This window comes from Acinetobacter sp. NIPH1876 (assembly GCF_022808535.1).
Classification (GTDB): Bacteria; Pseudomonadota; Gammaproteobacteria; order Pseudomonadales; family Moraxellaceae; genus Acinetobacter; species Acinetobacter higginsii.
In genome coordinates this window covers 230,601-253,500 of record NZ_JALGBR010000003.1, presented here as the reverse complement: position 1 = coordinate 253,500, position 22,900 = coordinate 230,601, and the positions used below count along the sequence as shown (strand labels likewise).

The 22,900-nt window shown below is 41.6% G+C and carries 21 protein-coding genes; 12 read left to right on the top strand and 9 right to left on the bottom strand.

The window, feature by feature from the left end:
• Together MN869_RS05090 and MN869_RS05085 are read left to right on the top strand one after the other, a co-directional pair.
• The gene (locus tag MN869_RS05090; RefSeq protein ID WP_241304767.1) at positions 1–1,185 is read left to right on the top strand and encodes an iron-containing alcohol dehydrogenase; all 1,185 of its coding nucleotides are present in this window, start codon (positions 1–3) and stop codon (positions 1,183–1,185) included.
• Between the two features lie 268 nt (positions 1,186–1,453).
• Positions 1,454–2,848, top strand: coding sequence for an APC family permease (locus tag MN869_RS05085; RefSeq protein WP_005192588.1), 1,395 nt, complete (start codon positions 1,454–1,456; stop codon positions 2,846–2,848).
• A 53-nt stretch (positions 2,849–2,901) separates the two neighbouring features.
• On the opposite strand, the gene MN869_RS05080 is transcribed toward MN869_RS05085, so the two are convergent.
• On the bottom strand, positions 2,902–3,306 hold the full coding sequence (locus tag MN869_RS05080; protein ID WP_004652218.1) for a PH domain-containing protein: 405 nt from the start codon (positions 3,304–3,306) through the stop codon (positions 2,902–2,904).
• A 384-nt stretch (positions 3,307–3,690) separates the two neighbouring features.
• Here MN869_RS05080 and MN869_RS20380 point away from each other — a divergent pair, with 384 nt between their 5' ends.
• Positions 3,691–4,932, top strand: a complete 1,242-nt coding sequence (locus tag MN869_RS20380) for a hypothetical protein (protein WP_279324131.1) — start codon at positions 3,691–3,693, stop codon at positions 4,930–4,932.
• Between the two features lie 132 nt (positions 4,933–5,064).
• Here MN869_RS20380 and MN869_RS05070 read toward each other — a convergent pair whose 3' ends face one another.
• Positions 5,065–5,619, bottom strand: a complete 555-nt coding sequence (locus tag MN869_RS05070) for a flavodoxin family protein (RefSeq protein WP_241304766.1) — start codon at positions 5,617–5,619, stop codon at positions 5,065–5,067.
• A gap of 117 nt (positions 5,620–5,736) precedes the next feature.
• Between MN869_RS05070 and MN869_RS05065 the strand changes: the two genes are divergently transcribed.
• Together MN869_RS05065 and MN869_RS05060 are read left to right on the top strand one after the other, a co-directional pair.
• On the top strand, positions 5,737–6,120 hold the full coding sequence (locus tag MN869_RS05065; RefSeq protein WP_004652221.1) for a helix-turn-helix domain-containing protein: 384 nt from the start codon (positions 5,737–5,739) through the stop codon (positions 6,118–6,120).
• A gap of 15 nt (positions 6,121–6,135) precedes the next feature.
• Positions 6,136–6,516 carry a VOC family protein gene (locus MN869_RS05060; protein ID WP_241304765.1) on the top strand — a complete coding sequence of 127 codons (381 nt, stop codon included), beginning with the start codon at positions 6,136–6,138 and terminating at the stop codon, positions 6,514–6,516.
• An 11-nt stretch (positions 6,517–6,527) separates the two neighbouring features.
• On the opposite strand, the gene MN869_RS05055 is transcribed toward MN869_RS05060, so the two are convergent.
• The 4 genes from MN869_RS05055 to MN869_RS05040 all read right to left on the bottom strand — a co-directional run bounded on the left by MN869_RS05055 (position 6,528) and on the right by MN869_RS05040 (position 10,675).
• Complete coding sequence (locus MN869_RS05055; RefSeq protein WP_004803126.1) at positions 6,528–6,998, bottom strand: tRNA (cytidine(34)-2'-O)-methyltransferase; 471 nt, start codon at positions 6,996–6,998, stop codon at positions 6,528–6,530.
• 64 nt (positions 6,999–7,062) lie between these two features.
• The gene (cysG, locus tag MN869_RS05050; protein ID WP_241304764.1) at positions 7,063–8,454 is read right to left on the bottom strand and encodes a siroheme synthase CysG; all 1,392 of its coding nucleotides are present in this window, start codon (positions 8,452–8,454) and stop codon (positions 7,063–7,065) included.
• Positions 8,455–8,521: 67 nt separating this feature from the next.
• Positions 8,522–9,793: a serine--tRNA ligase gene (gene serS, locus MN869_RS05045; protein ID WP_004652225.1), complete on the bottom strand. Its 1,272-nt coding sequence runs from the start codon at positions 9,791–9,793 to the stop codon at positions 8,522–8,524.
• Positions 9,794–9,910: 117 nt separating this feature from the next.
• Positions 9,911–10,675, bottom strand: coding sequence for an RsiV family protein (locus MN869_RS05040; protein ID WP_241304763.1), 765 nt, complete (start codon positions 10,673–10,675; stop codon positions 9,911–9,913).
• 124 nt (positions 10,676–10,799) lie between these two features.
• On the opposite strand from MN869_RS05040, the gene MN869_RS05035 reads away from it, so the two are divergent.
• Positions 10,800–11,234 carry a hypothetical protein gene (locus tag MN869_RS05035; RefSeq protein WP_005205908.1) on the top strand — a complete coding sequence of 145 codons (435 nt, stop codon included), beginning with the start codon at positions 10,800–10,802 and terminating at the stop codon, positions 11,232–11,234.
• Between the two features lie 51 nt (positions 11,235–11,285).
• Here MN869_RS05035 and lolA read toward each other — a convergent pair whose 3' ends face one another.
• Positions 11,286–11,984, bottom strand: a complete 699-nt coding sequence (gene lolA / locus MN869_RS05030; protein ID WP_005205910.1) for an outer membrane lipoprotein chaperone LolA — start codon at positions 11,982–11,984, stop codon at positions 11,286–11,288.
• A gap of 288 nt (positions 11,985–12,272) precedes the next feature.
• Here lolA and MN869_RS05025 point away from each other — a divergent pair, with 288 nt between their 5' ends.
• Positions 12,273–13,136 (top strand): pirin family protein, encoded by an 864-nt coding sequence (locus tag MN869_RS05025; RefSeq protein ID WP_241304762.1) that lies wholly within the window; start codon positions 12,273–12,275, stop codon positions 13,134–13,136.
• A gap of 71 nt (positions 13,137–13,207) precedes the next feature.
• On the opposite strand, the gene rpmA is transcribed toward MN869_RS05025, so the two are convergent.
• The gene (gene rpmA, locus MN869_RS05020) at positions 13,208–13,462 is read right to left on the bottom strand and encodes a 50S ribosomal protein L27 (protein WP_004640422.1); all 255 of its coding nucleotides are present in this window, start codon (positions 13,460–13,462) and stop codon (positions 13,208–13,210) included.
• 18 nt (positions 13,463–13,480) lie between these two features.
• Complete coding sequence (rplU, locus tag MN869_RS05015) at positions 13,481–13,792, bottom strand: 50S ribosomal protein L21 (RefSeq protein WP_004652230.1); 312 nt, start codon at positions 13,790–13,792, stop codon at positions 13,481–13,483.
• Positions 13,793–14,242: 450 nt separating this feature from the next.
• On the opposite strand from rplU, the gene sdsA reads away from it, so the two are divergent.
• From sdsA to adeJ, 5 genes are all read left to right on the top strand, one after another.
• Positions 14,243–15,220 (top strand): All-trans-nonaprenyl-diphosphate synthase, encoded by a 978-nt coding sequence (gene sdsA / locus MN869_RS05010; protein WP_004803115.1) that lies wholly within the window; start codon positions 14,243–14,245, stop codon positions 15,218–15,220.
• Positions 15,221–15,234: 14 nt separating this feature from the next.
• A complete protein-coding gene (locus MN869_RS05005) occupies positions 15,235–17,283 on the top strand; it encodes a site-specific recombinase (RefSeq protein WP_005205914.1) in 2,049 nt (682 codons plus the stop codon).
• 536 nt (positions 17,284–17,819) lie between these two features.
• Complete coding sequence (locus tag MN869_RS05000) at positions 17,820–18,470, top strand: phosphatase PAP2 family protein (RefSeq protein WP_241304761.1); 651 nt, start codon at positions 17,820–17,822, stop codon at positions 18,468–18,470.
• Positions 18,457–19,710 (top strand): efflux RND transporter periplasmic adaptor subunit, encoded by a 1,254-nt coding sequence (locus MN869_RS04995; RefSeq protein WP_005205916.1) that lies wholly within the window; start codon positions 18,457–18,459, stop codon positions 19,708–19,710. Before MN869_RS05000 ends, MN869_RS04995 begins: the two co-directional genes overlap by 14 nt.
• Positions 19,711–19,722: 12 nt before the next feature.
• Positions 19,723–22,896 (top strand): multidrug efflux RND transporter permease subunit AdeJ, encoded by a 3,174-nt coding sequence (gene adeJ / locus MN869_RS04990; RefSeq protein ID WP_005192618.1) that lies wholly within the window; start codon positions 19,723–19,725, stop codon positions 22,894–22,896.
• Positions 22,897–22,900: the final 4 nt, after the last annotated feature.

Here is a 22,900-nt window from a genome sequence, read left to right as displayed (position 1 = left end):
ATGGCTAAGCCTTATTACGAGTTTTTCTGTCCTGTAAAAGTCATTGCTGGTAACGCTGCCCTAGAGCATATCCCATTTGAACTTGCAACGCTTGGCGCAAAACGCCCAATGATCATTACCGATAAAGGCGTACGTGCCAATGGTCTACTCAGCCCAATCGAAGCAGCATTCAGCACCACTGATGCAGTGATTGGTGCGATCTTTGATGATGTCCCACCCGATTCAAGCTTGGAAGTGGTTCGCTTAGCCGCAGAACTTTACCGCAAGCAGAAATGTGATGCGATCATTGCGATTGGTGGCGGCTCAGTCATCGACACCTCTAAAGCAACCAATATCTTGGTGTCTGAAGGTGGTGATGATTTATTGCAATATTCAGGTGCGCACAATCTACCTAAACCACTTAAGCCATTCTTCGTGATTCCAACCACCTCTGGTACAGGTTCGGAAGCCACCATGGTTGCTGTCGTTTCGGATACCCAACGCAATGTCAAACTGGCTTTTGCTTCGTATTACTTGATGCCACATGCCGCGATTCTTGATCCACGCATGACCCAGACTTTGCCGCCGCATCTGACTGCCATGACAGGCATGGATGCACTGACACACTGTGTTGAAGCCTATACCTGTTTAGCTGCCAACCCACTTAGCGATGCCTATGCCAGCGCAGGGATTAAAAAGATCAGCGAAAACCTGTTCAAAGTTTTAGACAATCCAAGCGATGCGCAAGGTCGTTTAGAACTCGCTCAAGCGTCAACTATGGCGGGGATTGCCTTCTCTAATTCAATGGTGGGCTTAGTTCACTCATTGGGTCATGCGCTTGGTGCAGTTGCACACCTGCCCCACGGCTTATGCATGAACTTATTCCTGCCATATGTGCTGGAATACAATAAAGAGATTAATGGCGACAAGATTGCTGAATTACTGCTACCACTTGCGGGTGCCGATATTTATGCACAAACTCCTGCAAACTTACGTGCAGACAAAGCCATTGCCACAATTTTAGCAATGCGTGATCGTCTTTTCAGCCTGACCAAACTGCCACGTACGTTACGCGAAACAGGTAAAGTCACTGAAGCACAACTGGATGAAGTTGCAGATAAGGCATTGAATGATGGTTCTATCATTTACAACCCGAAAGAAGCAAACTTGCAAGACATTCGTGCAATCTTACAAAAAGCATGGTAATACATTGAGTTAAATCAAGTATTCCTGCTTAAAAGCCCCGATATTGATTGAGTATCGGGGCTTTTTCATTTTAAGTGAATCTTTATTCATCTATTTCTTTACCCAATTGGCAAAAAAATTGCTAAAAAAAGCATAAAAGTACTGACAATTTATAGTGTTTTAGGATAGATTGGCGCACTTTCATTTTTTGTACGGGGGATCGTTTTTGTCTCAAACGATCCTTAACACTATGGCTGATCTTTGATCAACGATTATGAGGATAACGCCGTTGACAAATTTATCTGGGACTCAACCAACAGCGAAGCTGCAAAAGAATCTTGTGCTTTGGCACATCATCATTATTGGCTTGGCTTATATTCAACCATTAACTTTATTTGATACGTTTGGTTTAGTATCTGAAAGAAGTGGTGGTCATGTACCGACTTCCTACATATTTGCCTTAGTTGCAATTCTTTTAACGTCGATCAGTTATGGTCACATGATTCGTCGTTATCCGTCTTCTGGTTCTGCATATACCTATGCCCAAAAGTCAATTCACCCTAATGTTGGTTTTATGGTGGGTTGGTCGTCGTGGTTAGATTATTTGCTCTCTCCTCTGGTGAATATCATTCTTGCTGATATTTATTTGAGAGCACTCTTCCCAGAAGTGAACAACTGGATTTGGGTGATTGGTTTAACCGTGCTCATGACCGTGATTAACCTGTTTGGTGCACGTTTTGTTGCGCGTTTTAACAGTACCATTGTGGTGATCCAGCTCGGTGTCATTTTCTACTTTGTGTATCAGGTCTATATCCTGCTCACACAAGGCGTTTATGCCGATGGCACACTGAATCCAGACAAAGCTGAGTTATGGTCACTTGCGCCATTCTGGAATGAAATGACCTCTGTCGGGGCGTTAATTGCAGGTGCAACGGTGCTATGCTTCTCATTTACAGGCTTTGATGCGCTTTCTTCACTTGCAGAAGAAACCAAAGATGCTGAGAAAACTTTGCCACGTGCAATTTTCACTACAGCCTTGGTTGCAGGTATCATCTTCATTGTCAGCACCTACTTTATTCAGCTTTACTTCCCAAGTAATCCGAGTACCTACTTCAATCCACTGGATGAATCTCAGCCCGTGATGGTTGCAGCGATTGGTAGCCTTGCATTTAAGACCATGGTTTTATATTTTGCAGTCGTGGCAGTGATGGCATCAGGTATTTCGGCACATGCAGGTGTATCGCGTTTAATGTATGTGATGGGTCGTGATGGCGTGATCAATAAGAAATTATTCGGTCATATTAGCCCACGCTTGCATACCCCAACTTACAACATCTTGATTGTAGGTGTTGTTGCGTTGTCTGCTGGTTTCCTTGATCTTGAGCATATCGTGAACTTAATTAGCTTTGGTGCATTAACTGCATTTAGCTTTGTTAACTTCTCGGTAATTTCTCGCTATGCATTGCGAGATGGTAAGAACAAGACGCCAAAAGACATTATCAGCTACATCATTATCCCAACACTGGGTTTTGCCAGCGTGTTTATGATGTGGTTAGAAATTGACAAATTGGCTTTACAGATTGGTCTGGCTTGGGCAGTAATCGGTGTCGGTTATCTTGCTTATAAGACTAAAGGCTTCAAATACAATGCGCCACAGCATAATGAATTTGATGACAGACATTAATCTGATGAGATAATAAAAAAGGCGCTGAATGCGCCTTTTTTATGTGCTTAGCTTTAAATAATTCTCGACTTTGATCTTCTTAAGCCTTCGACATTTGATCTAATCTGAGTAATTAAATCTCCACCATCACGAATGGCAATCAGGTTTAAAACTTTATCTGTCTTGTCGGTACTGATCAGCACAATATTACTTAATCCAAAAATGCGTAGAAAAAACGGTTGCTCATGTCGATAGTCTCTGACTCGATAGAGTTCCAATTGATTGGTAGTTTTATTCAGTACCCCTTTGGACATAATTAAACGCTCAGAGGTTAACTCGTATTTTGTATATTTGGTCTGCAGCCAACGCCATAAGATCAATAGCAAAGGAATGACCAAAAAGAATAAAACACCACATACAACAAAGTATGCAAGATTACTGATTTGAGAAGGTGTCCCCTGCCATTCTACATTTTCCATAACAACCCCGATAAGTGATTTAAAGTATTTATGAGATCGCTTTCACAATTATTTTTATCGCTCTTTCCTTTATTAGAAATAAATATCTTAGAAATTAATTATTAAAAAATAATGTATGAAAGCATTCTATTTAGCACATATTAATATGGATTAAGTTTCAATATGTTCGCAGCAAATATAATCAAAAAAATCAAAGTGATCAAAAGATTCAGATGTAAAGCACCCTGAGTAAAAAAACATTTAAAACCAATTTATTAACCTAATGAGGCCTTTTGTTTATTTCCTTTTCCCAGCTGCATTATGATTAAAAAAAATCCAACAATATTTGAAAGTTAAAAATCAAATTGATTTTTAAACACCACAAAAACAGAGGGAATCAAAATAATGAAAAATATCGTGAAAGGAAGCGGTATTGCCCTGCTTTCTGTAGCACTCAGTGCTTGTTGGTTTGACTCTGGTAGTGGCGGTGATTCAAGCTCGTCTGAACCTACACCCACACCAACGCCAACGCCAACGCCAACGCCAACGCCAACGCCAACGCCAACGCCAACGCCAACGCCAACGCCAACGCCAACGCCAACGCCTACACCGACTCCAGTTCCCGATCAAACAAAAACAGATGATCAAGCCAACTTTAGCTATATTACTGAACCATTAGCATTTTTAAATGATCAGAAAAATAGCCGTTATTCAATGAGCTATTGGGTGATGTATGATCCAGTACAGTTATCGAGTTATAACAGAGAATTTGCAAGTAGTACCAATAATTTAAGTATGAATACTTACGCAACTAGCGGTTTTGGTTTTAACGGATGGCGAGAAGATCTATGGCCTCAATTGGTTTTTAGTCGAGAGAAAAACCAATGGATTGAAAGTAATGGCGGTAAAAAAGCCAGTAATGGACCTGTAGGTTCTGCCGGAATTAAAACAGTACAATTAGTTGATGATCAGGGCATACAATACCTAACCCTTTTAGAACAAGATATTAGCAATAGAAACCTTGCTCAGGGACTCAATCGTGGCTTTGGTGATGGCAGAAAATGGCCTGATGTTGTGAATACTGAAAAATTTAGCTCAGGAGCAAAAGTTTATAGCTGGATTCGTGACGTGATTCAGCCAGCCTATAGTATTCTCCGAGTACATATTGTGTTTACAACACAGAATGATCCATTGCCAATTTATACATGTAGTAGTATCAGTCCATGTTCTAGTATTGCAAGTTCGTTAACTGATGCTGTGAGCAAACAGGCATGGCTTCGCAATGGTGGAAATACAGCAAGTATCCGTTTACGTGCTGCTAATGAAGCAGATTTCACCACCACAAATTCAGAAACTAAAGTGACCAGTAGTTATGTCCTCAACTATCAGGTGATTAATGCCACTAGCGATAGCCCTGCACGAATTGTATTTAATACACGTGATGAAACGGCAAAAAAAGCGATGGCTGATTACTTTGGTATCATTGATGGGCAATTGGCATGGTATGAATATCAAGGACAAGTTGTTCGCGGGGAATATCAAGCTCCACTGAAAGGACAGCACAGTCTAAGCTATCAGTACAACAAAACTGCTATAAATGACATACTCACAAAATGGTCACCTAAAGCGGGGCCCGTGCTTGAATAATCCTCTTCTCTCAACCTGATTAATCCTTTGCAATTTAAAAACCGAGTTTAATAATAAACTCGGTTTTTTGTCTTTGATGAGAAAATTATTTAAGTAATAGTCAAAGCTTCGATCTTTTAATTAACACAAAAATCAACCATGCAATTTTTCAACAATTGCTTTCACACGTTGTGCATAAAGCTTCGCTGTTTCCAAATCCCCTGTTGGGATCTCATCAGTGCTCGCATCTGATGGTGACTGAACCAACAAACCTACAGAGCCACCTAGGTTATTTACATCTTCACGTTTTGCATCCTTGGTATTGGCTGGCAATAATCCCAAGCTCACCCAAATACCGCCATGCTGAGAAGCCAAAGTCTGTAACTGAATCAAGGTCACTTGCTTGTCACCATTCAGGCTCGCGCTATTGGTAAAGCCCGCAAACACCTTATCTTGCCAACCACGGGTAAACCAGATTTTAGAAGAAGCATCGGCAAACTTTTTAAACTGCCAAGGGGCTGCCGCCATGTAAGTTGGCGCTCCAAAAACAATACCTTGAGCCTCATTTAAAGTCTGCCAATCCTGTTCTGTAATCTCACCATTCTGATCAATTTCAATCAGAGAGGCATCAATCGCACCCGCAAAAGTTTCAGCAACCACTTTGGTATGGCCATAGCCCGAGAAGTAAACAACTGCAATTTGTGTCATGAGAGTATCCAAAATTTTTCAAAAGTTCGATTTAATGATATATTTTAGAAACTAGGTGTCAATTAGTTACCAACTGGTAACTACTAAGATTCGATTAAGAAAATGAGGGTTATCGCTATGAATCAGGCATTAAAATACGATATTTATCAACAACATTGCCCTGCTCGGTTATTTTTTGAAAAAATTGCAGATAAATGGGTGCTGTTGATCATCAATGTGCTTGCGCGAGAAACCCAACATTTCAATTTATTGAAAAAAAACATTCAAGGCATCTCACCTAAGGTATTGTCACAGAAACTAAAAATGCTGGAACGAGACGGTTTTATCGAACGCCAAGTGCAGAATACCGCTCCAATTCGGGTGGATTATTCACTCACCACACTTGGTTTAGAAGTTGCAGAAATGGCCTATCAACTCAAGGATTGGGCAGAAAGTAATATTGAACAGGTGATTTACGCTCAACGACGTTTTGATACGATACAGGAACAAGAACTCGAATAATTCCGTGAGGTGTGTATGTACCCACAACCTTTAATTGCAGTTGCAGATGTCGAGAAAACCAGTCAGTGGTATCAAACTGTGCTGGGCTTAGTAAGCGGACATGGCGGCAGAGAATATGAACAATTGCTGTTTGAGCAAAGCATGGTGCTGCAACTGCACCAATGGCAAGCGCATGATCATCCACATATTGGTGATCCGAAACGAGTGATCGGGAATGGGGTTTTATTGTGGTTTGAAAGCAATCAATTTGATGAGATTGTCAAAAAGCTACAAACTCATCAAGTTGAAATTTTAGAAGGGCCGAAATATAACCCGAACGCGCATCATCGCGAAATTTGGTTTAAAGACCCGAATGGCTATACGCTGGTTGTCGCAAGTCCATATGGCGATATCTAAAGCACGATAAATCAGAGTTGTTTAAAACCTTGCTGTCTCCACGCTTCGTACACAATCACGGCCGTCGCATTCGAGAGGTTTAAACTTCTTGAATTTTCAGCCATTGGTAAACGAATCCACTGTTCTTGCGGGAACATGAGACGTACCTGTTCAGGTAAACCACGTGTTTCAGGTCCCATCAACAAGGCAACTGGACGGTTCAGATCAACCGTATGCGGTGTTGCTGTGCCTTTGGTGGTGAGTGGAAAAACATGCTCCACGCCTTTGGCTTTTAAGTCCGCAAGACAAAGTTCGATATTGTCCCAAATTTGCATTCTCGCCCATTCATGATAATCCAATCCTGCACGTTTCAACTTTTTATCATCTAGCTCAAAGCCTAAAGGTTTGACCAAATGGAGTTGCGCACCTGTATTGGCACATAGACGAATGATATTACCTGTATTCGCTGGAATCTCAGGCTCGTATAGGACGACATGAATCACAAATTTTCTCTACTTTAAAATCTCCCCTAGCCCCTCTTTAAAAAAGAGGGGGATCCTCCCTTTTTTAAAGAGAGGTTGGGAGGGATTGCCATTTTAACTGTTCACGTAGACTCACCACTTCACCAATAATGGTTAAAGTCGGTGCTACGATCTGATGTTCAGATACTTTGGTCGCGATATCTGCCAATGTACCCACAACCACTTTCTGATCAGGGGTGGTACCTTTAGAAATTAAGGCCACAGGCATAGTTGGACGCTGACCATGTGCAATCAATTGCTCACAAATACGTTCCAAACCGACCAAGCCCATGTATAACACCAAAGTTTGGTTTTCATAGACCAGTTCATTCCAAGGTAATTCAGGTGAGCCTTCTTTTAAATGACCTGTCAGGAAACGTACACTTTGCGCATAATCACGGTGCGTCAGTGGAATACCTGCATAGGCAGAACAACCTGAAGCTGCGGTAATACCCGGAACAACTTGGAACGTCACATTGGCTTCGACCAATTCCTGAATTTCCTCTCCGCCACGTCCAAAGATAAAGGGATCGCCACCTTTTAAACGGCAAACACGTTTACCTTGCTGTGCATATTCAACCAATAAAGCATTGATGCCATCTTGTGGAACCGAATGATTAGAACGCGCTTTACCGACATAAATCTTTTCAGCATCACGGCGGCACAAATCTAGAATGGGCGCAGACACCAAGCGGTCATAAATCACCACATCGGCTTGCTGCATCAACCGCAAGGCTTTTAAAGTCAGCAGTTCTGGATCACCCGGACCTGCCCCGACCAAATACACCTCACCTTTCGGTGCGGTCCATTCCGTTAAAGCCTGGTCAATCAAATTATTGGCTACATCAATATTGTCATTGAAAACCTGTTCTTTCAGCGGACTGGCGTACAAGTTTTCCCAGAAGATACGACGTTCATCTGGATTGGCAATTTTGGCTTTCACTTGCTTACGCCATTGCCCTGAAAACTCAGCCAATTTACCCATGCCATGCGGCACAATGGTTTCGATTTGGGTGCGTAATTGTCTGGATAAAACAGGCGATGCACCATTGGAAGCAACTGAAATCACCAAAGGTGAACGATCAATAATTGCAGGCACCATAAAGCGACAATGTGGAATATCATCGACACTGTTGACTAGCAGATTACGCTGTTCGCACTGTTCAAATACGCTTTTATTGACGTCAGGCTGGTCTGTTGCTGCAATCACTAAGCGATAAGCTGTTGCCAGAACATTTTCAGAGAAAGGCGATTGAATATATTGCCCTGCCGATTGCTCAACAAGTTGACGTAATTCAGGAAGGATGTCTGGTGCAATCACATCAACAATTGCACCAGCTTTGACGAGCAGGTTTGCTTTGCGGTAGGCAATATGCCCACCACCCACAATCAGACAACGTTGCTGCTGCAACTTTAAAGAGATTGGGAAAATTTCCACGTCACGCCTCTATATTTTCAATCTGATTGAGCTAAAGCAAAAACTATGCACAAATTCGATGCAAAGTTTAGTCGATGTAGCTAACACCGCCCATATATGGACGTAAAACTTCTGGAATCTCGATTGAACCATCAGCGCGTTGATAGTTTTCCATCACGGCAAGCAAGGTACGACCAACTGCCAAACCTGAACCATTCAAGGTATGCACCAATTCGATCTTCTTCTGATCGACACGGTAGCGTGCTTTCATACGGCGTGCTTGGAAATCACCCACATTTGAGCAGCTTGAGATTTCACGATAAGTATCTTGGCTTGGTACCCATACTTCTAGGTCATAAGTTTTGACAGCACCAAAACCCATGTCACCACCACAGAGCAAAATCTTACGGTACGGTAAGCCCAATGCCTGCAAAATGCCCTCTGCGTGTGCAGTCAATTCTTCAAGTGCCTGCATAGAGTGCTCTGGTTTTACGATTTGCACCATTTCAACTTTGTCGAATTGATGTTGACGAATTAAACCACGGGTATCACGACCATAAGAACCCGCTTCGCTACGGAAACATGGGGTGTGTGCAGAATATTTCAGTGGTAAACGATCCGCATCAATAATTTCGTCACGGACAAAGTTAGTCACCGGCACTTCAGCGGTTGGAATCAGGTAATACTCTTTTTCACCTTGTAGCTTGAATAAATCTTCTTCAAACTTAGGGAGCTGACCTGTACCACGTAAGCTGTCAGCATTGACTAAATACGGTACATAAGCTTCGGTATAGCCATTTTTAAGCGTGTGTGTATCGAGCATGAACTGAGTTAAAGCACGTTGTAAACGCGCCAAAGGTCCTTTCAATACGCTGAAACGTGAACCTGTTAATTTAGTCGCTGTTTCAAATTCCAGACCACCCATCATTTCACCAAGATCGGTATGGTCTTTGATTTCGAAATCAAATTGGCGTGGTGTACCCCACTTCAAGATTTCAAGGTTATCGCTTTCATCTTTACCAAAAGGAACAGACTCATCTGGCAAGTTTGGAATTGCGAGAGACTTTTGCTCAAGCTCAGCTTGTAATTCAGCCAAAGCCACTTCTGCAGCTTTGATCTCATCACCAATGGCCGCCATACGCGCCATGATCTCAGAAGCATCTCCACCCGACTTTTTAATTTGACCGACTTGCTTGGCACCAGCATTACGCTCTGCTTGTAGGTTTTCAGCTTTGGATTGCAAATCTTTACGGCGAGCTTCTAAATCAGCCCACTCTTGTACATTTAGCTGAATACCACGTTTTGCCAAAGCAGCATTGACTGCTTCAATATTATTTCTGAGTAATTTTGGGTCGATCATAATCAATCATGAATAGAGAAAAAACTGGCTATAGTGTAAGGCTTTAACCTAAAAAAATACAGCGATTGACAATTAAAGTCTCAGCACCTACAGCTAAGATGTAGGTGCTGACATGCACTAATTAGGATCTTTAGGTAAGCTTGGTAAGTATTCTGCTCTTACAAACTGCTTGGCTGCGTAGTATGGCAAGGTCAACTCACTCATACCTTCTGCATAAGATGCCAATTCATACAGTGGATAAACAAATACAATGCCATTTACCCCATAGTAATAGTTATCACTGACCTGTAATTGCTCTTTTTTAATGCTGTGGTCTTCCAACCAGTTTTGATTAGATGCATAAAGCTCATCACGTAGTTTAGTATTCATATCAGGTTTAAGCAATTCACTGACTGTGATATGTTTTTTATTGCTCAAATCAAAATTCACAAACTCTTGATGTGACATGCCATGTGCTGCACCTGCAGAGTAAGAATAACTCTGAATCGCAAAAGTCACTAAGTTATAATTTTGCCCAATAAAGCGTACATAAGTACTGCTTTCACTTTGCGATGGTTCGTCCGCAGGGACTTTTACTTTTTGATCAGCAATATTCGAAAATGCATTCGGCTCCGCTTTTTTCATACGATTCATGAAATACTCATCAATCCATTTCTGATTGGTTTCAACTGTTTGTAAATCATAAGTGGTACAACCATCCTCCAAACAGACTTTCTGCTTTGGAATTTTAACCGCCACCACTTTTGCATGAATCAATGGAATATCGACTTTTTCAGTTGCCGCTGCAGTATCTTTTTTAGGTTGGCAACCTACAAGTGCAACGACAGTCAGGATGGGAAGAAGTGGAATAATTTTTGATAATTGTGAAGTATTCATCGTCATGCAAGTCTCTGATGTTTTTCTTCACTATACAAAGCCTTGCCGAAATATAAAATTAAGAAATGTATCGTAATTCAAAAAATCAGTATAACTATCAGACTATAAAAAGATAAGTTAGGAGGACAAAATGAATTTATATCCTGAAGGTATCGACTGCATTTGGATTGCAATGGATCAAAATGGTGCTTTGGCGGCCTTCGTAACAGCAGGCGTGGCTCCAATCCCCACTATTGTTCTTAACTCATCTCTGCTTGAGTTAGAGAATATTGAACAAATTGTTATTGAGCAATTTCCAGTGATTGGTGAAGCAAATTTAAAAGTTGATCTACCTCGTCCAGATGATTTCATTGCTATTTCAAAACGAGGACTCTTTGTTTACGATTGGGATGATAATGAACAGCAATATGTACTCATTTCAATACCTACATATTTAAAAAATTATGCGGACTTAGCTCGGAACTTAAAAATCTATATTCAAACACTAGCTCTAAACAGCTATGATTTTTCTAAATCAAATAAAATCAATGTATATAAAGATCTAATCTGCAACATTGCAGATTAGATCTTATGCTTCAACCTTAGAGTTCAACTAAGAAATAATATTATTCAAGCATTACTGATCAATAATATCGGTACCCTTAGGTGGCGTGAAATTAAACACTGAGGCTGGAATCGCCTGATTCACTTTAATATTATTGAAACGAACATAAGTGGTTTGACCCAAAGAGTCTTGTAATACCATCAAATTCGGTGCCTTATTGCCACCAAAACTAATCGTTAAGCTTTGGAATGCGCCATCTTCCTGTTTCGGATACAAGGTGTAATACAGTTTGGTACGGTCTGGTTGAGTCACACGATAAGACTGCATGATCTGGTTGGTATTACCCGATAACAATAATGCAGGCGTATTGGCAATTTGATCATCTAAGCTTTGACGTACGGCTTGCTGTAAGTCCGGATCATAAATCCACACCACTTTACCTGTGGTCACAATGGTTTGTTTGGCTGGACTGGTGGTTTCCCAATAAAATTTCCCCGGACGCTCAACTTTCATGCTTCCTTTAAAGGTTTGATTCATATGTTGAGCAGTTAAACCTTTTTTTTGTATTGCTTTATTACTGTTTACCACTTTTGTGGTTTGTTCAAAATCTGCGGTGAATCGTTGCAAGCCAGATAACTGTTGAACCAAACTTGTGGTCGCTTGCTGAGCCGATGCAGCTACAGGTGCAGCGAATACCTGACTACTCACAACAGGAGCAAGTGTCATTGCACTTAACGTTGCAGCATAAGCCATTTTTTTTACGAAATTCATAAAAACAACCTTCTATCAGATTTCTACTGGTATGACGACATCTTACTGTTTTTGATCATTAAAAAAATGAAGAAAAGCAACGGTTTTGTGTAATTCGTGTCGCAAAGTTCTGCATTATGTATGAAGTTGCAACCTTTATGTAGAGATTGTAAGGATGAAATTCAACTTTTCGGCCATTCACCAACTAAGGACTTCAATGCCAGATTAGAGAAATTATTCATCAACAATGCTCTAGACGAAAAATAAGAGTTTGATAACCTAAAACCAATAATTTAAAAAGCATCATCCATGAAAAGCCTTGCCTTTATCCACCGTAATGACACTCGATTTGCGATTGGCGATTTTTATCCCGCCCTGTCAGTCTTTTCTTATCAGGAACTAGGGAATACCACTTCCCCATTCTTGCTTTTAGACCATATCGGACCTGGGCGTTTGCCACCTAAAAGCACTAAAAAAGGTGTCAATGAACATCCGCATCGTGGTTTTGAAACCGTCACCTTTGTTTTTGCGGGTGAACTGCAACATCAAGACTCAACAGGAAGTGGTGGTGTGATCAGCCAAGGTGATGTTCAATGGATGACTGCTGCATCGGGTATACAACATATTGAACATTTCAGTCCTGAATTTCGTGAGCAAGGCGGATTCTTTGAAATGGTGCAATTGTGGGTCAATCTACCCGCCAAAGATAAAATGTCTGCACCACATTATCAAAGCTTGCTGAATCACAATATCCCAAAAATCTTACTCGAACATGATGCAGGTTATGTCAGGATCGTTGCCGGACAGTTTCAGAATATTCAAGGTGTTGCCCACACTTATAGCCCAATGAATGTCTTTGATGTACACCTAAATAAAGGACAACAACTCACTCTGTCTGCCAATCATGGCGACACGACTTTAATTTATTTACGTAATGGAAAGCTTCAATTCTCAGCGGATGAAGAAATTTTAGAAAAACAAGCTTTGGCAATCATGTCTAGTTTCGACAATGATGTAGCAATTACCGCTTTAGAAAATTGCGATTTGCTATTTTTATCCGCCCCACCACTACAAGAGCCGATCAACGGGCATGGCTTTTTTGTTATGAACAGTTATGAGGAAATTCTGCAGGCCTATGAGGATTTAAAAACAGGGCAATTTGGAAAACCATAAAATCCCCCACCTTAAAATCCAGCAGATATAAAAAAACCCGCTAAAAGCGGGTTTTCTCGAACTATTAAAACTTAAGCTTCAACAGTTACATAGCGACGGCCAAATTGACCCTTCACTTCAAATTTTACTACGCCGTCAGCAGTAGCAAATAAAGTATGGTCACGACCCATACCAACATTTGCACCAGCGTGGAACTCTGTACCACGTTGACGAACGATGATGTTACCAGCAGTTACAGTTTGACCACCGTAAACTTTAACACCTAACATCTTAGGATTCGAATCACGACCGTTCTTCGTCGATCCACCGGCTTTTTTAGTTGCCATGTCTATTTACTCCTCGTGTTAGCCTGCGATACCAGTAATTTTCAACTCGGTAAACCATTGACGGTGACCTTGTTGCTTACGGTAGTGTTTACGACGACGCATTTTGATGATGCGGATTTTGTCGTGACGACCATGGCCAACTACTTCTGCAGTTACTTTTGCGCCAGCAACAACTGGAGCACCGATTTGAATGTTGTCACCGTTAACAACCATTAATACGTCATCAAACGTAATAGTCGCGCCAGTTTCAGCTTTCAATAATTCTACTTTAAGGGTTTCACCCTCAACAACACGGTGCTGTTTACCACCGCTTTGGATTACTGCGTACATAATGTACTCCAACTTGCCCGTGTCGTCGTGCCGATAAAGGGATATACCGATCTTAAGACGAACGCCACTGGGGTTATACAAGGGGACAAATTTTAAGTGAAAATTGATCAAACGACAAGTGATTTTACATAAACACATGTATATCGATAACTTGCTTGGATTTTTAAGCAAAATCAATTAGATTGATGGCGAACTGTTTTGATTGATTCTGATCAAAATTTGAAATACATTTTTGAAAACAAATTGTGACAATAACAAACTGTGTTTTTACAGTGCCATAAGTAAAGTAATGGCGCTTGGTGGGAACTTCCCTTTTTTCTGTCTAATTTAAGACCAAAGAGCTCATCATCGTGTTTTAAATGACAGATTACGCAGTCTGTATAACTGTTTAGTCACAGATTAATTGATACACTTGGCAACACTACCCACCTATACGAGGTTTTTCTTCATATGGTTATCGATTTTAAGCAAGACATTCTCTCCCCTGTTGCGACAGATTTTGCTGCGATGGATCGCCTGATTAATGAAGGAATTAGTTCAAAAGTGGGCCTCGTCATGAGTGTCAGCAAACACGTGGTAGAAGCAGGCGGCAAACGCATGCGCCCGATTATGTGCTTATTGGCAGCGCGTGCTTGTGGACTTGCCAATATGCAACAGGCACAGCATTTGGCTGCGGTGATTGAAATGCTACACACTGCAACTTTAGTTCATGATGACGTTGTAGATGAATCGAACTTGCGCCGTGGTCGTCCTACAGCAAATGCTACTTGGAATAATCAAACAGCAGTTTTAGTCGGTGACTTTCTAATCTCGCGAGCTTTTGATTTATTGGTCGACTTAAACAATATGACCTTATTAAAAGATTTTTCGACAGGCACCTGTGAAATTGCAGAAGGTGAAGTACTGCAACTGCAATCGCAGCACCAACCAGAAACCACAGAAGAAACCTATTTAAGAATTATCCACGGTAAAACCTCTCGTTTATTCGAACTTGCCACCGAAGGTGCAGCTATTCTGGCGGGAGCAGAAGAATACCGTGAACCTTTGCGTCGCTTCGCAGGTCATTTTGGTAATGCCTTTCAGATTATCGACGATATTTTAGATTACACCTCTGATGCTGAAACATTAGGTAAAAATATTGGCGATGATTTAATGGAAGGAAAACCAACTTTACCGTTAATTTCGGCATTAGCTCATTCAACTGGCGAGGATCACGAGATCATTCGTCGCAGTATTGCAACGGGTGGTGTTGAGCATTTAGATAAAGTGATTGAAATTGTTCATCACTCGGGTGGCCTAGATTACTGTCAAAAACGTGCCCAACAGGAAACGGATGCCGCTTTAGAAGCGTTAAAAGCGCTGCCAGATAATGAATATCGCCAAGCACTGATCAATTTGACCTTAATGGCTTTACATCGACTACAATAATTTTCTGACCGCCTATGCATTTAACCTTATCTGATCTTTTTCTAAAAATGCAGGAACAGCTTGACCAACCTCAAGCTATTCTTGACGAACAACTACTGATTGAACTGGTCAATCGGATCCGTCCCAAAAATTCAAATGATGCGGATGAAGTCAAACAACGTATTCATGCGCTGATCAAAATATTATTACTGACTCCAACCTCAGCAATCCTGCTGCAAAATTTCTTACTTAAGCTCATTAGCCAATATAAACAGTTAAGCTTATATGCTGACAGCGGAATTTTATCGCTGGATGGTTTCTGGAATCAGTTGGGACAGCGCCTAGGCGCACACTTCCTCCCTTTGGTCGAAGACGGTCAACAACTGAAAACTTTGATTGGAAAAGTGTTCCACCAAGAAAATGACAGTGAATGGCTCGATCTGATTGAGAATCAGGACTGGATTAGGCTATTCAACCTATTAGGTGAAAGCCAAAGCAATACCAAAGAAAAGCAAGTTTCAAAAAATGAGCTGATTAAAGCGATTACGGTATTGTCCTATCGAATTAGTGGTATCGGTTTATATCCTGAATTTATTAATGCGCAACCCGAAATTACCGAATATGAATCGCCTTTTCTAGTTCAAAACCGAGAAATCGTAGAATTCATCGAGAAATATAAAAAGCAGATTGATGATCAAGACGCGGTTGTTGTTTTGCCGCCACCAGACGCTTCACAAGCCTTTGTGATGCTGGATCAGTGTCGTGAAGTGGTACTCAAAATTCGCCGTGCCACCAAACGGATTGGGGTTAGTATCAGCCTGACCTATTTATTGTCACTATTAGAACAGGCGATTGATAGGATTGAACTGCTGCTGACCTTGTTAGCCAGTCAAAATGATGCACGTTATACCGCATTGGGTGAGCTGATCGTCGATTTGACCAAAGCTCATTATAATGAAAAAAGTGTTCGTCATTTACTGACTTCAACCAGTGAATTGATTGCTTTACAGGTGACTGAAAACGCCAGTAAAACAGGCGAACATTATGTAAGTACCGACAAAGCTGGCTTCTTTGGTATGTACAAGGCAGCTGCGGGTGCAGGTGCAATCATTGCCACCATGGCAACGCTGAAAATTTTAACAGCGCGCTTGGTACTCGCACCGTTTGGTCATGCCTTTTTATATAGTATGAACTATGCGCTTGGTTTTATGCTGATCCATGTATTGCATTTTACCGTGGCGACCAAACAGCCTGCCATGACTGCAGCAGCATTGGCGTCAACCGTACAGCAGCAAAAAGGCAGCAAGACCGCACAAATTGCCGAACTGGCCGCACTGATTATTAATATTATCCGAACCCAGTTCATTGCGATTCTAGGCAATATCTCGATTGCAATCCCAACTGCGGCACTGATTACCTTTTTATGGCAATACAATCTCGGTGAACCGCTGCTCAATCATGCCAAATCAGCCGCATTGCTACATAGTCTCAACCCCTTTACCTCATTGGCGGTTCCACATGCTGCAATTGCAGGTGTGTGTTTATTTTTCTCAGGCCTAATCGCGGGATATTTCGATAACTTGGCGGTTTACCGTAAAGTTGGCCCACGCTTAAAGCAGCATCGACGTTTAAAACGCTGGATGGGACAACAACGGTTGGATAAATTTGCCAACTATATTGAAACCAATCTTGGCGCATTGGCGGGTAACTTCTTGTTCGGGATCATGCTGGGTAGTATGGGAACGATTGGATTTATCTTAGGCTTGCCTTTAGATATTCGTCATATTGCCTTTGCTTCTGCCAACTTTATCCAAGGTTTAATGACCATTGGTGGTCCTGACATTGGTTTAATTTTAGTGTCATTCTTAGGTGTGATGCTGATCGGCTTAACCAACTTATTTGTCAGCTTTACCTTGACGATTATTGTTGCTCTACGTGCACGTCGTGTTCGTTTTGCACAATGGAAACCTTTAGCTAAGTTAGTGACAACGCATTTCTTAACTCGACCAAGTGATTTTTTCTGGCCACCTAAGCAACCCGTAGAAGTTGAAGAGCAAAGCAAAAACGTATCTTCACATCACTAACTTTGTACAGAAAAAACAGCGAAGTACAAGTCTAACATTTGAACTATTTTTACGTATAATCAAACCACCAAAAATAGTTCAAATGGGTTGGTATTCCCAGCGTCTATTGTTCAATAGATCACTTCTCAGCCATGGTATCCCCTTTACCCGAAGGAGATACGATGACGTGAGTCTGTATCTCAATTTGAATGATAGAGATCAAAAAATGCTTCTATATTACTAACTATGTAAGAATTTTATGATGTATTTTGAATAAGTGGTTTGTTATTTCACTTTCGTCGAATCATGTTATATGGCAGATATTGTGATTTTCATGATGAATCGAATACGTTAAAAACAGCTTCTTTCAATAAATACTGATGTCAATTGAAAATGAGATATACATCAAATTTTGTTATGTTTTTTTACTAGACCTTAAAAAAACACAAAAATGAAATTATCATAAAATTTCAAGACTTGACCAAAAGTGTACTCGCGAGTACACTTTCTAACACTCAACAACCCTGAACAATGGTTAAGCAAATAATGAGTAGCGCATGCCATACCTATTGCTTTGTATTGGTTGCTTTTTTTTAGGACTCGGTGTGATTGGGTTAATGAATTCCAACGCATCAACTTTAGACCTTTTTAGTGTTCAAGCTTTTTTTGAACACCGTTCATTTACGCTTAATCATGTGACAGTTCTGCTCTCTCGGCTCGGTGGAATGCCTTTTTTACTATTTTTAACAACATTTTTGTGTATTTACCAAACGTGGATTAAAAATTATAAGAATGTGACGTTTATCGCTTTAAGTGTCAGTGGCAGCATTGTGATTGGTTGGCTTCTGAAATGGGGCATTGATCGGCCAAGACCAATGGAGTTTTATCACTTGGTTCAAAGTTATGGTGCATCCTTCCCAAGTGCCCATAGCCTTTATGCTGCAACCCTTGCGAGTCTAGCTATGTTGTTGAGTCAACAACATAAATATCGCACCAGTGTCATTTTAGTATCTACTTTATGGTTTATCTTCATGGGGATATCTAGAATCTATGCGGGGGTTCACTACCCAACTGACGTACTTGCCGGTTGGGGAATTGGGTTGATTTGGACTTCGTTGCTTTGGTTTGGGCTGTATCAAAGCACTTTCAGCAACAATTTGTTTTTAGATAAAAAATCTAAATTGAGGTGGAATAATGATGTCGGCTAAGCTTTGGGCTCCTGCCCTAACTGCTTGCGCATTAGCAACAAGCATTGCGCTTGTTGGTTGTAGCAAAGATCCTAAAGATGCACAGCAAGCTGCTGCTGCTCAAAAAATGCCACCTCCAGAAGTTGGTGTCATTGTTGCGCAACCACAAAGCGTTGAACAAAACGTCGAACTGTCAGGACGAACCTCTGCATATCAAGTTTCGGAAGTACGCCCTCAAACAGGTGGCGTAATCTTAAAACGATTATTTGCTGAAGGAAGCTACGTTCAAGCAGGTCAAGCACTTTATCAAATTGATGCAAATACCAACCGCGCAACAGCAGACAATGCTCGTGCAACGTTATTGCGTCAACAAGCAAACTTAAATGCATTACGCGTGAAAGAAGGCCGTTATCGTCAGCTTGTGGGAACCAATGCGGTTTCTAAACAAGAATATGATGATATCAATGCTCAAGTAAAATTAGCTGAAGCTGATGTCGCTGCATCTGAAGCTGCATTAAAAAATGCTGAAATTACATTGGGCTACTCAACTGTTCGCGCACCAATTTCTGGTCAATCTAGCCGTTCTTCGGTGACACCAGGTGCATTGGTGACTGCAAACCAAGCCGATCCATTGGTGACAATTCAACAACTAGATCCAATCTATGTTGATATCAATCAATCGAGTGCTGAATTATTGCGTTTACGCCAACAACTCAGCAAAGGCAGCTTGAATAACAGTAACAATACCCGTGTCAAAATCACGCTGGAAGATGGTTCTGAATACCCAGTGGAAGGTCAACTCGCTTTCTCTGATGCAAGTGTGAATCCGGATACAGGTACTGTGACTTTACGTGCAGTCTTCTCAAATCCAAACCATTTGTTATTACCAGGTATGTATGCAACGGCTAAAATTTCGCAAGGAGTTTTGCCAAATGCCTATCTGATTCCTCAAGCAGCTGTGTCTCGTTTACCAACAGGACAAGCAATTGCTTTAGTAGTAAATGCAAAAGGTGCGATCGAAACACGCCCAGTTAAAACTGTGGGTGTCAAAGGTCAAGACTGGATTGTAACTGAAGGCTTACAGGCTGGTGATAAAGTTGTTGTTGATGGTGTTGCCAAGGTAAAAGAAGGACAGGAAGTGTCTGCTAAACCTTATCAACCAAAAGCAGCTGAAGGTCAAAATGCAGCACCAAAAGCTGCTGAACAACAAAAGCAAGCCAATTCACCAAAAGCTGAACAAAAAGCAACTTCAGAAGCTTAAGGGGTAGATTGCATGGCTCAATTTTTTATCCATCGCCCAATTTTCGCTTGGGTGATTGCACTGGTCATTATGTTGGCGGGTATTATCACGCTGACAAAAATGCCAGTTGCACAATATCCGACAATTGCCCCCCCCACGGTAACCATTTCTGCAACTTATCCTGGGGCTTCTGCTCAAACCGTTGAAAATACGGTCACCCAAATCATTGAACAACAAATGAATGGTTTGGATGGTTTACGTTACATTTCATCGAACAGTGCGGGTAATGGTCAAGCATCAATTAATTTGAACTTCGCACAAGGTATCGACCCAGATATCGCGCAGGTTCAAGTTCAAAACAAACTGCAATCAGCAACAGCACTTTTACCTGCTGACGTACAACGTCAAGGTGTAAAGGTAACGAAGTCTGGCGCAAGCTTCTTGCAAGTTATTGCTTTTTACTCACCAGATAACAGCCTTTCTGCATCTGACATTAAAGACTATGTGAACTCAAATATTTCTGAGCCACTCAGTCGTGTTGCAGGTGTGGGTGAGCTTCAAGTGTTTGGTGGTTCATATGCAATGCGTATCTGGTTAGATCCAGCAAAGCTGACGAGCTTCAACCTAACGCCAAATGATGTTGCAACAGCCATTCGTGCACAAAACTCTCAAGTTGCAGTTGGTCAGCTCGGTGGTGCGCCATCGACAGCGGGTCAAGTACTCAACGCGACCGTAAATGCACAAACTATGTTGCAAACACCTGAACAGTTTAAAAACATCTTCCTGAAAAATACGTCAGGTGGTGCTCAAGTTCGTTTAGGTGATGTTGCACGTGTGGAATTGGGTTCTGATAACTACCAATTCGACTCGAAATTTAATGGTAGCCCTGCAGGTGGTGTTGCAATCAAACTTGCAACTGGCGCCAATGCACTGGATACCGCTGCCGCAGTTGAAAAGCGTTTATCTGAGTTACGTCATAACTATCCAAGCGGTTTAAAAGACAAGCTTGCGTATGACACAACGCCATTTATTCGTTTATCAATTGAGAGTGTTGTTCATACGCTGATTGAAGCAGTCGTTTTGGTATTTATCGTAATGTTCTTGTTCTTACAGAACTGGCGCGCAACGATTATTCCAACATTGGCTGTACCTGTGGTTGTACTCGGTACATTTGCCGTGATTAATATCTTCGGCTTCTCGATCAACACACTCACCATGTTCGCAATGGTACTTGCCATTGGTCTATTGGTGGATGACGCCATCGTTGTGGTGGAGAACGTTGAACGGGTGATGCAAGAAGAACATCTCGAACCGATTCCAGCGACTGAAAAGTCAATGAGTCAGATTTCGGGTGCCTTAGTCGGTATTACCAGTGTATTAACAGCGGTATTCGTACCAATGGCATTCTTCAGTGGAACCACTGGTGTTATTTATCGTCAGTTCTCGATCACGCTGGTTACGGCGATGATCCTGTCATTACTTGTAGCATTAACCTTTACCCCTGCCCTGTGTGCGACCTTGTTAAAACAACACGATCCAAACAAGCAGGAAAGCAACAATATTTTCGCGCGTTTCTTCCGTTGGTTTAACCGTAGCTTTGAAAAACTTTCAGAGAAATACCAAGGCGGCGTCAATCGTATGACCCACCACAAGTTATTCTCTGGTGTGCTTTATATTGTTGTGATCGCAGCATTGGTTGGTATCTACAAAGTATTGCCATCTTCTTTCTTACCAGAAGAAGACCAAGGTGTGGTCATGACATTGGTTCAGTTACCGCCGAGTGCGAGCTTAGAACGTACCGATAAAGTCATTGATACCATGACAGGCTACTTCTTGAATAAGGAAAAAGAAAATGTAGAGTCGATCTTTACAGTTGCTGGTTTCTCATTCACAGGGGTGGGTCAAAACGCGGGTCTGGCCTTTATTAAATTGAAAGACTGGAGCGAACGTACCACACCAGAATCACAGATTGGTGCCATCATTCAACGTGGTATGGCATTGAACATGATTGTGAAAGATGCGTCTTACATCATGCCATTGCAGTTACCAGCAATGCCTGAATTGGGTGTCGCTTCTGGTTTCGATATTCAGTTGAAAGATGCAAGCGGTCAAGGACATGAAAAGCTGATTGCTGCACGTAATGCAATTTTAGGTATGGCATCTCAAGATAAACGTCTTGCAGGTGTACGTCCAAATGGTCAAGAAGATACACCTCAGTACCAGATCACCATTGATCAAGCGCAAGCAGGTGCAATGGGTGTCAGTATCGCTGATATTAACAGCACTATGAGCATGGCTTGGGGTGGTTCGTATATCAATGACTTCGTTGACCGTGGTCGTGTGAAGAAAGTTTATGTCCAAGGTGAAGCGGATACCCGCATGATGCCTGAAGACTTGAACAAGTGGTATGTGCGTAACAACAAAGGCGAAATGGTTCCTTTCTCTGGCTTTGCCAAAGGTGAATGGACCTATGGTTCACCACGTCTAGAGCGTTATAACGGCGTATCATCTGTTAACATTCAAGGTACTCCTGCACCAGGTGTCAGCTCTGGTGATGCAATGTTAGCGATGGAAGAAATCATTGGTAAGTTACCCTCTATGGGCTTAACAGGTTTCGACTATGAATGGACCGGTTTATCTTTAGAAGAACGTGATTCTGGTAGCCAAACGGCTCCTCTGTTGGTTCTTTCATTATTAATCGTATTCCTGTGTCTTGCTGCACTCTATGAAAGCTGGTCAGTACCTGTTTCGGTATTACTGGTTGTACCTTTAGGTATCGTCGGTGCATTTACATTGACATGGTTAGGTATGATTATTAAAGGTGATCCAAACTTATCCTTTAACATTTACTTCCAGGTTGCGATTGTTGCCGTAATTGGTCTATCTGCGAAGAATGCGATCTTGATCGTCGAATTTGCGAAAGAATTACAGGAACAAGGCGAAGAGCTCTTTGAAGCAACATTACATGCTGCAAAAATGCGTTTACGCCCAATTATCATGACCACACTTGCATTTGGTTTTGGTGTATTACCATTAGCCTTGGCAAGCGGTGCGGGCGCTGGTAGCCAACACTCAGTCGGTTATGGTGTACTTGGTGGTGTAATTTCTTCAACTCTTTTAGGTATCTTCTTTATCCCTGTATTCTTCGTGTGGATTCGTAGTATCTTTAAGTACAAACCTAAAACTTTAAATACTCAGGAGCATTGATCGT

Coding starts and splice junctions, on each gene's coding strand:
- MN869_RS05090 (WP_241304767.1), top strand. CDS start 1: ATGGCTAAGCCTTATTACGAGTTTTTCTGTCCTGTAAAAGTCATTGCT.
- MN869_RS05080 (WP_004652218.1), bottom strand. CDS start 3,306: ATGGAAAATGTAGAATGGCAGGGGACACCTTCTCAAATCAGTAATCTT.
- MN869_RS20380 (WP_279324131.1), top strand. CDS start 3,691: ATGAAAAATATCGTGAAAGGAAGCGGTATTGCCCTGCTTTCTGTAGCA.
- MN869_RS05070 (WP_241304766.1), bottom strand. CDS start 5,619: ATGACACAAATTGCAGTTGTTTACTTCTCGGGCTATGGCCATACCAAA.
- MN869_RS05065 (WP_004652221.1), top strand. CDS start 5,737: ATGAATCAGGCATTAAAATACGATATTTATCAACAACATTGCCCTGCT.
- MN869_RS05060 (WP_241304765.1), top strand. CDS start 6,136: ATGTACCCACAACCTTTAATTGCAGTTGCAGATGTCGAGAAAACCAGT.
- serS (WP_004652225.1), bottom strand. CDS start 9,793: ATGATCGACCCAAAATTACTCAGAAATAATATTGAAGCAGTCAATGCT.
- MN869_RS05040 (WP_241304763.1), bottom strand. CDS start 10,675: ATGACGATGAATACTTCACAATTATCAAAAATTATTCCACTTCTTCCC.
- MN869_RS05035 (WP_005205908.1), top strand. CDS start 10,800: ATGAATTTATATCCTGAAGGTATCGACTGCATTTGGATTGCAATGGAT.
- lolA (WP_005205910.1), bottom strand. CDS start 11,984: ATGAATTTCGTAAAAAAAATGGCTTATGCTGCAACGTTAAGTGCAATG.
- MN869_RS05025 (WP_241304762.1), top strand. CDS start 12,273: ATGAAAAGCCTTGCCTTTATCCACCGTAATGACACTCGATTTGCGATT.
- rpmA (WP_004640422.1), bottom strand. CDS start 13,462: ATGGCAACTAAAAAAGCCGGTGGATCGACGAAGAACGGTCGTGATTCG.
- rplU (WP_004652230.1), bottom strand. CDS start 13,792: ATGTACGCAGTAATCCAAAGCGGTGGTAAACAGCACCGTGTTGTTGAG.
- sdsA (WP_004803115.1), top strand. CDS start 14,243: ATGGTTATCGATTTTAAGCAAGACATTCTCTCCCCTGTTGCGACAGAT.
- MN869_RS05005 (WP_005205914.1), top strand. CDS start 15,235: ATGCATTTAACCTTATCTGATCTTTTTCTAAAAATGCAGGAACAGCTT.
- MN869_RS05000 (WP_241304761.1), top strand. CDS start 17,820: ATGCCATACCTATTGCTTTGTATTGGTTGCTTTTTTTTAGGACTCGGT.
- MN869_RS04995 (WP_005205916.1), top strand. CDS start 18,457: ATGATGTCGGCTAAGCTTTGGGCTCCTGCCCTAACTGCTTGCGCATTA.
- adeJ (WP_005192618.1), top strand. CDS start 19,723: ATGGCTCAATTTTTTATCCATCGCCCAATTTTCGCTTGGGTGATTGCA.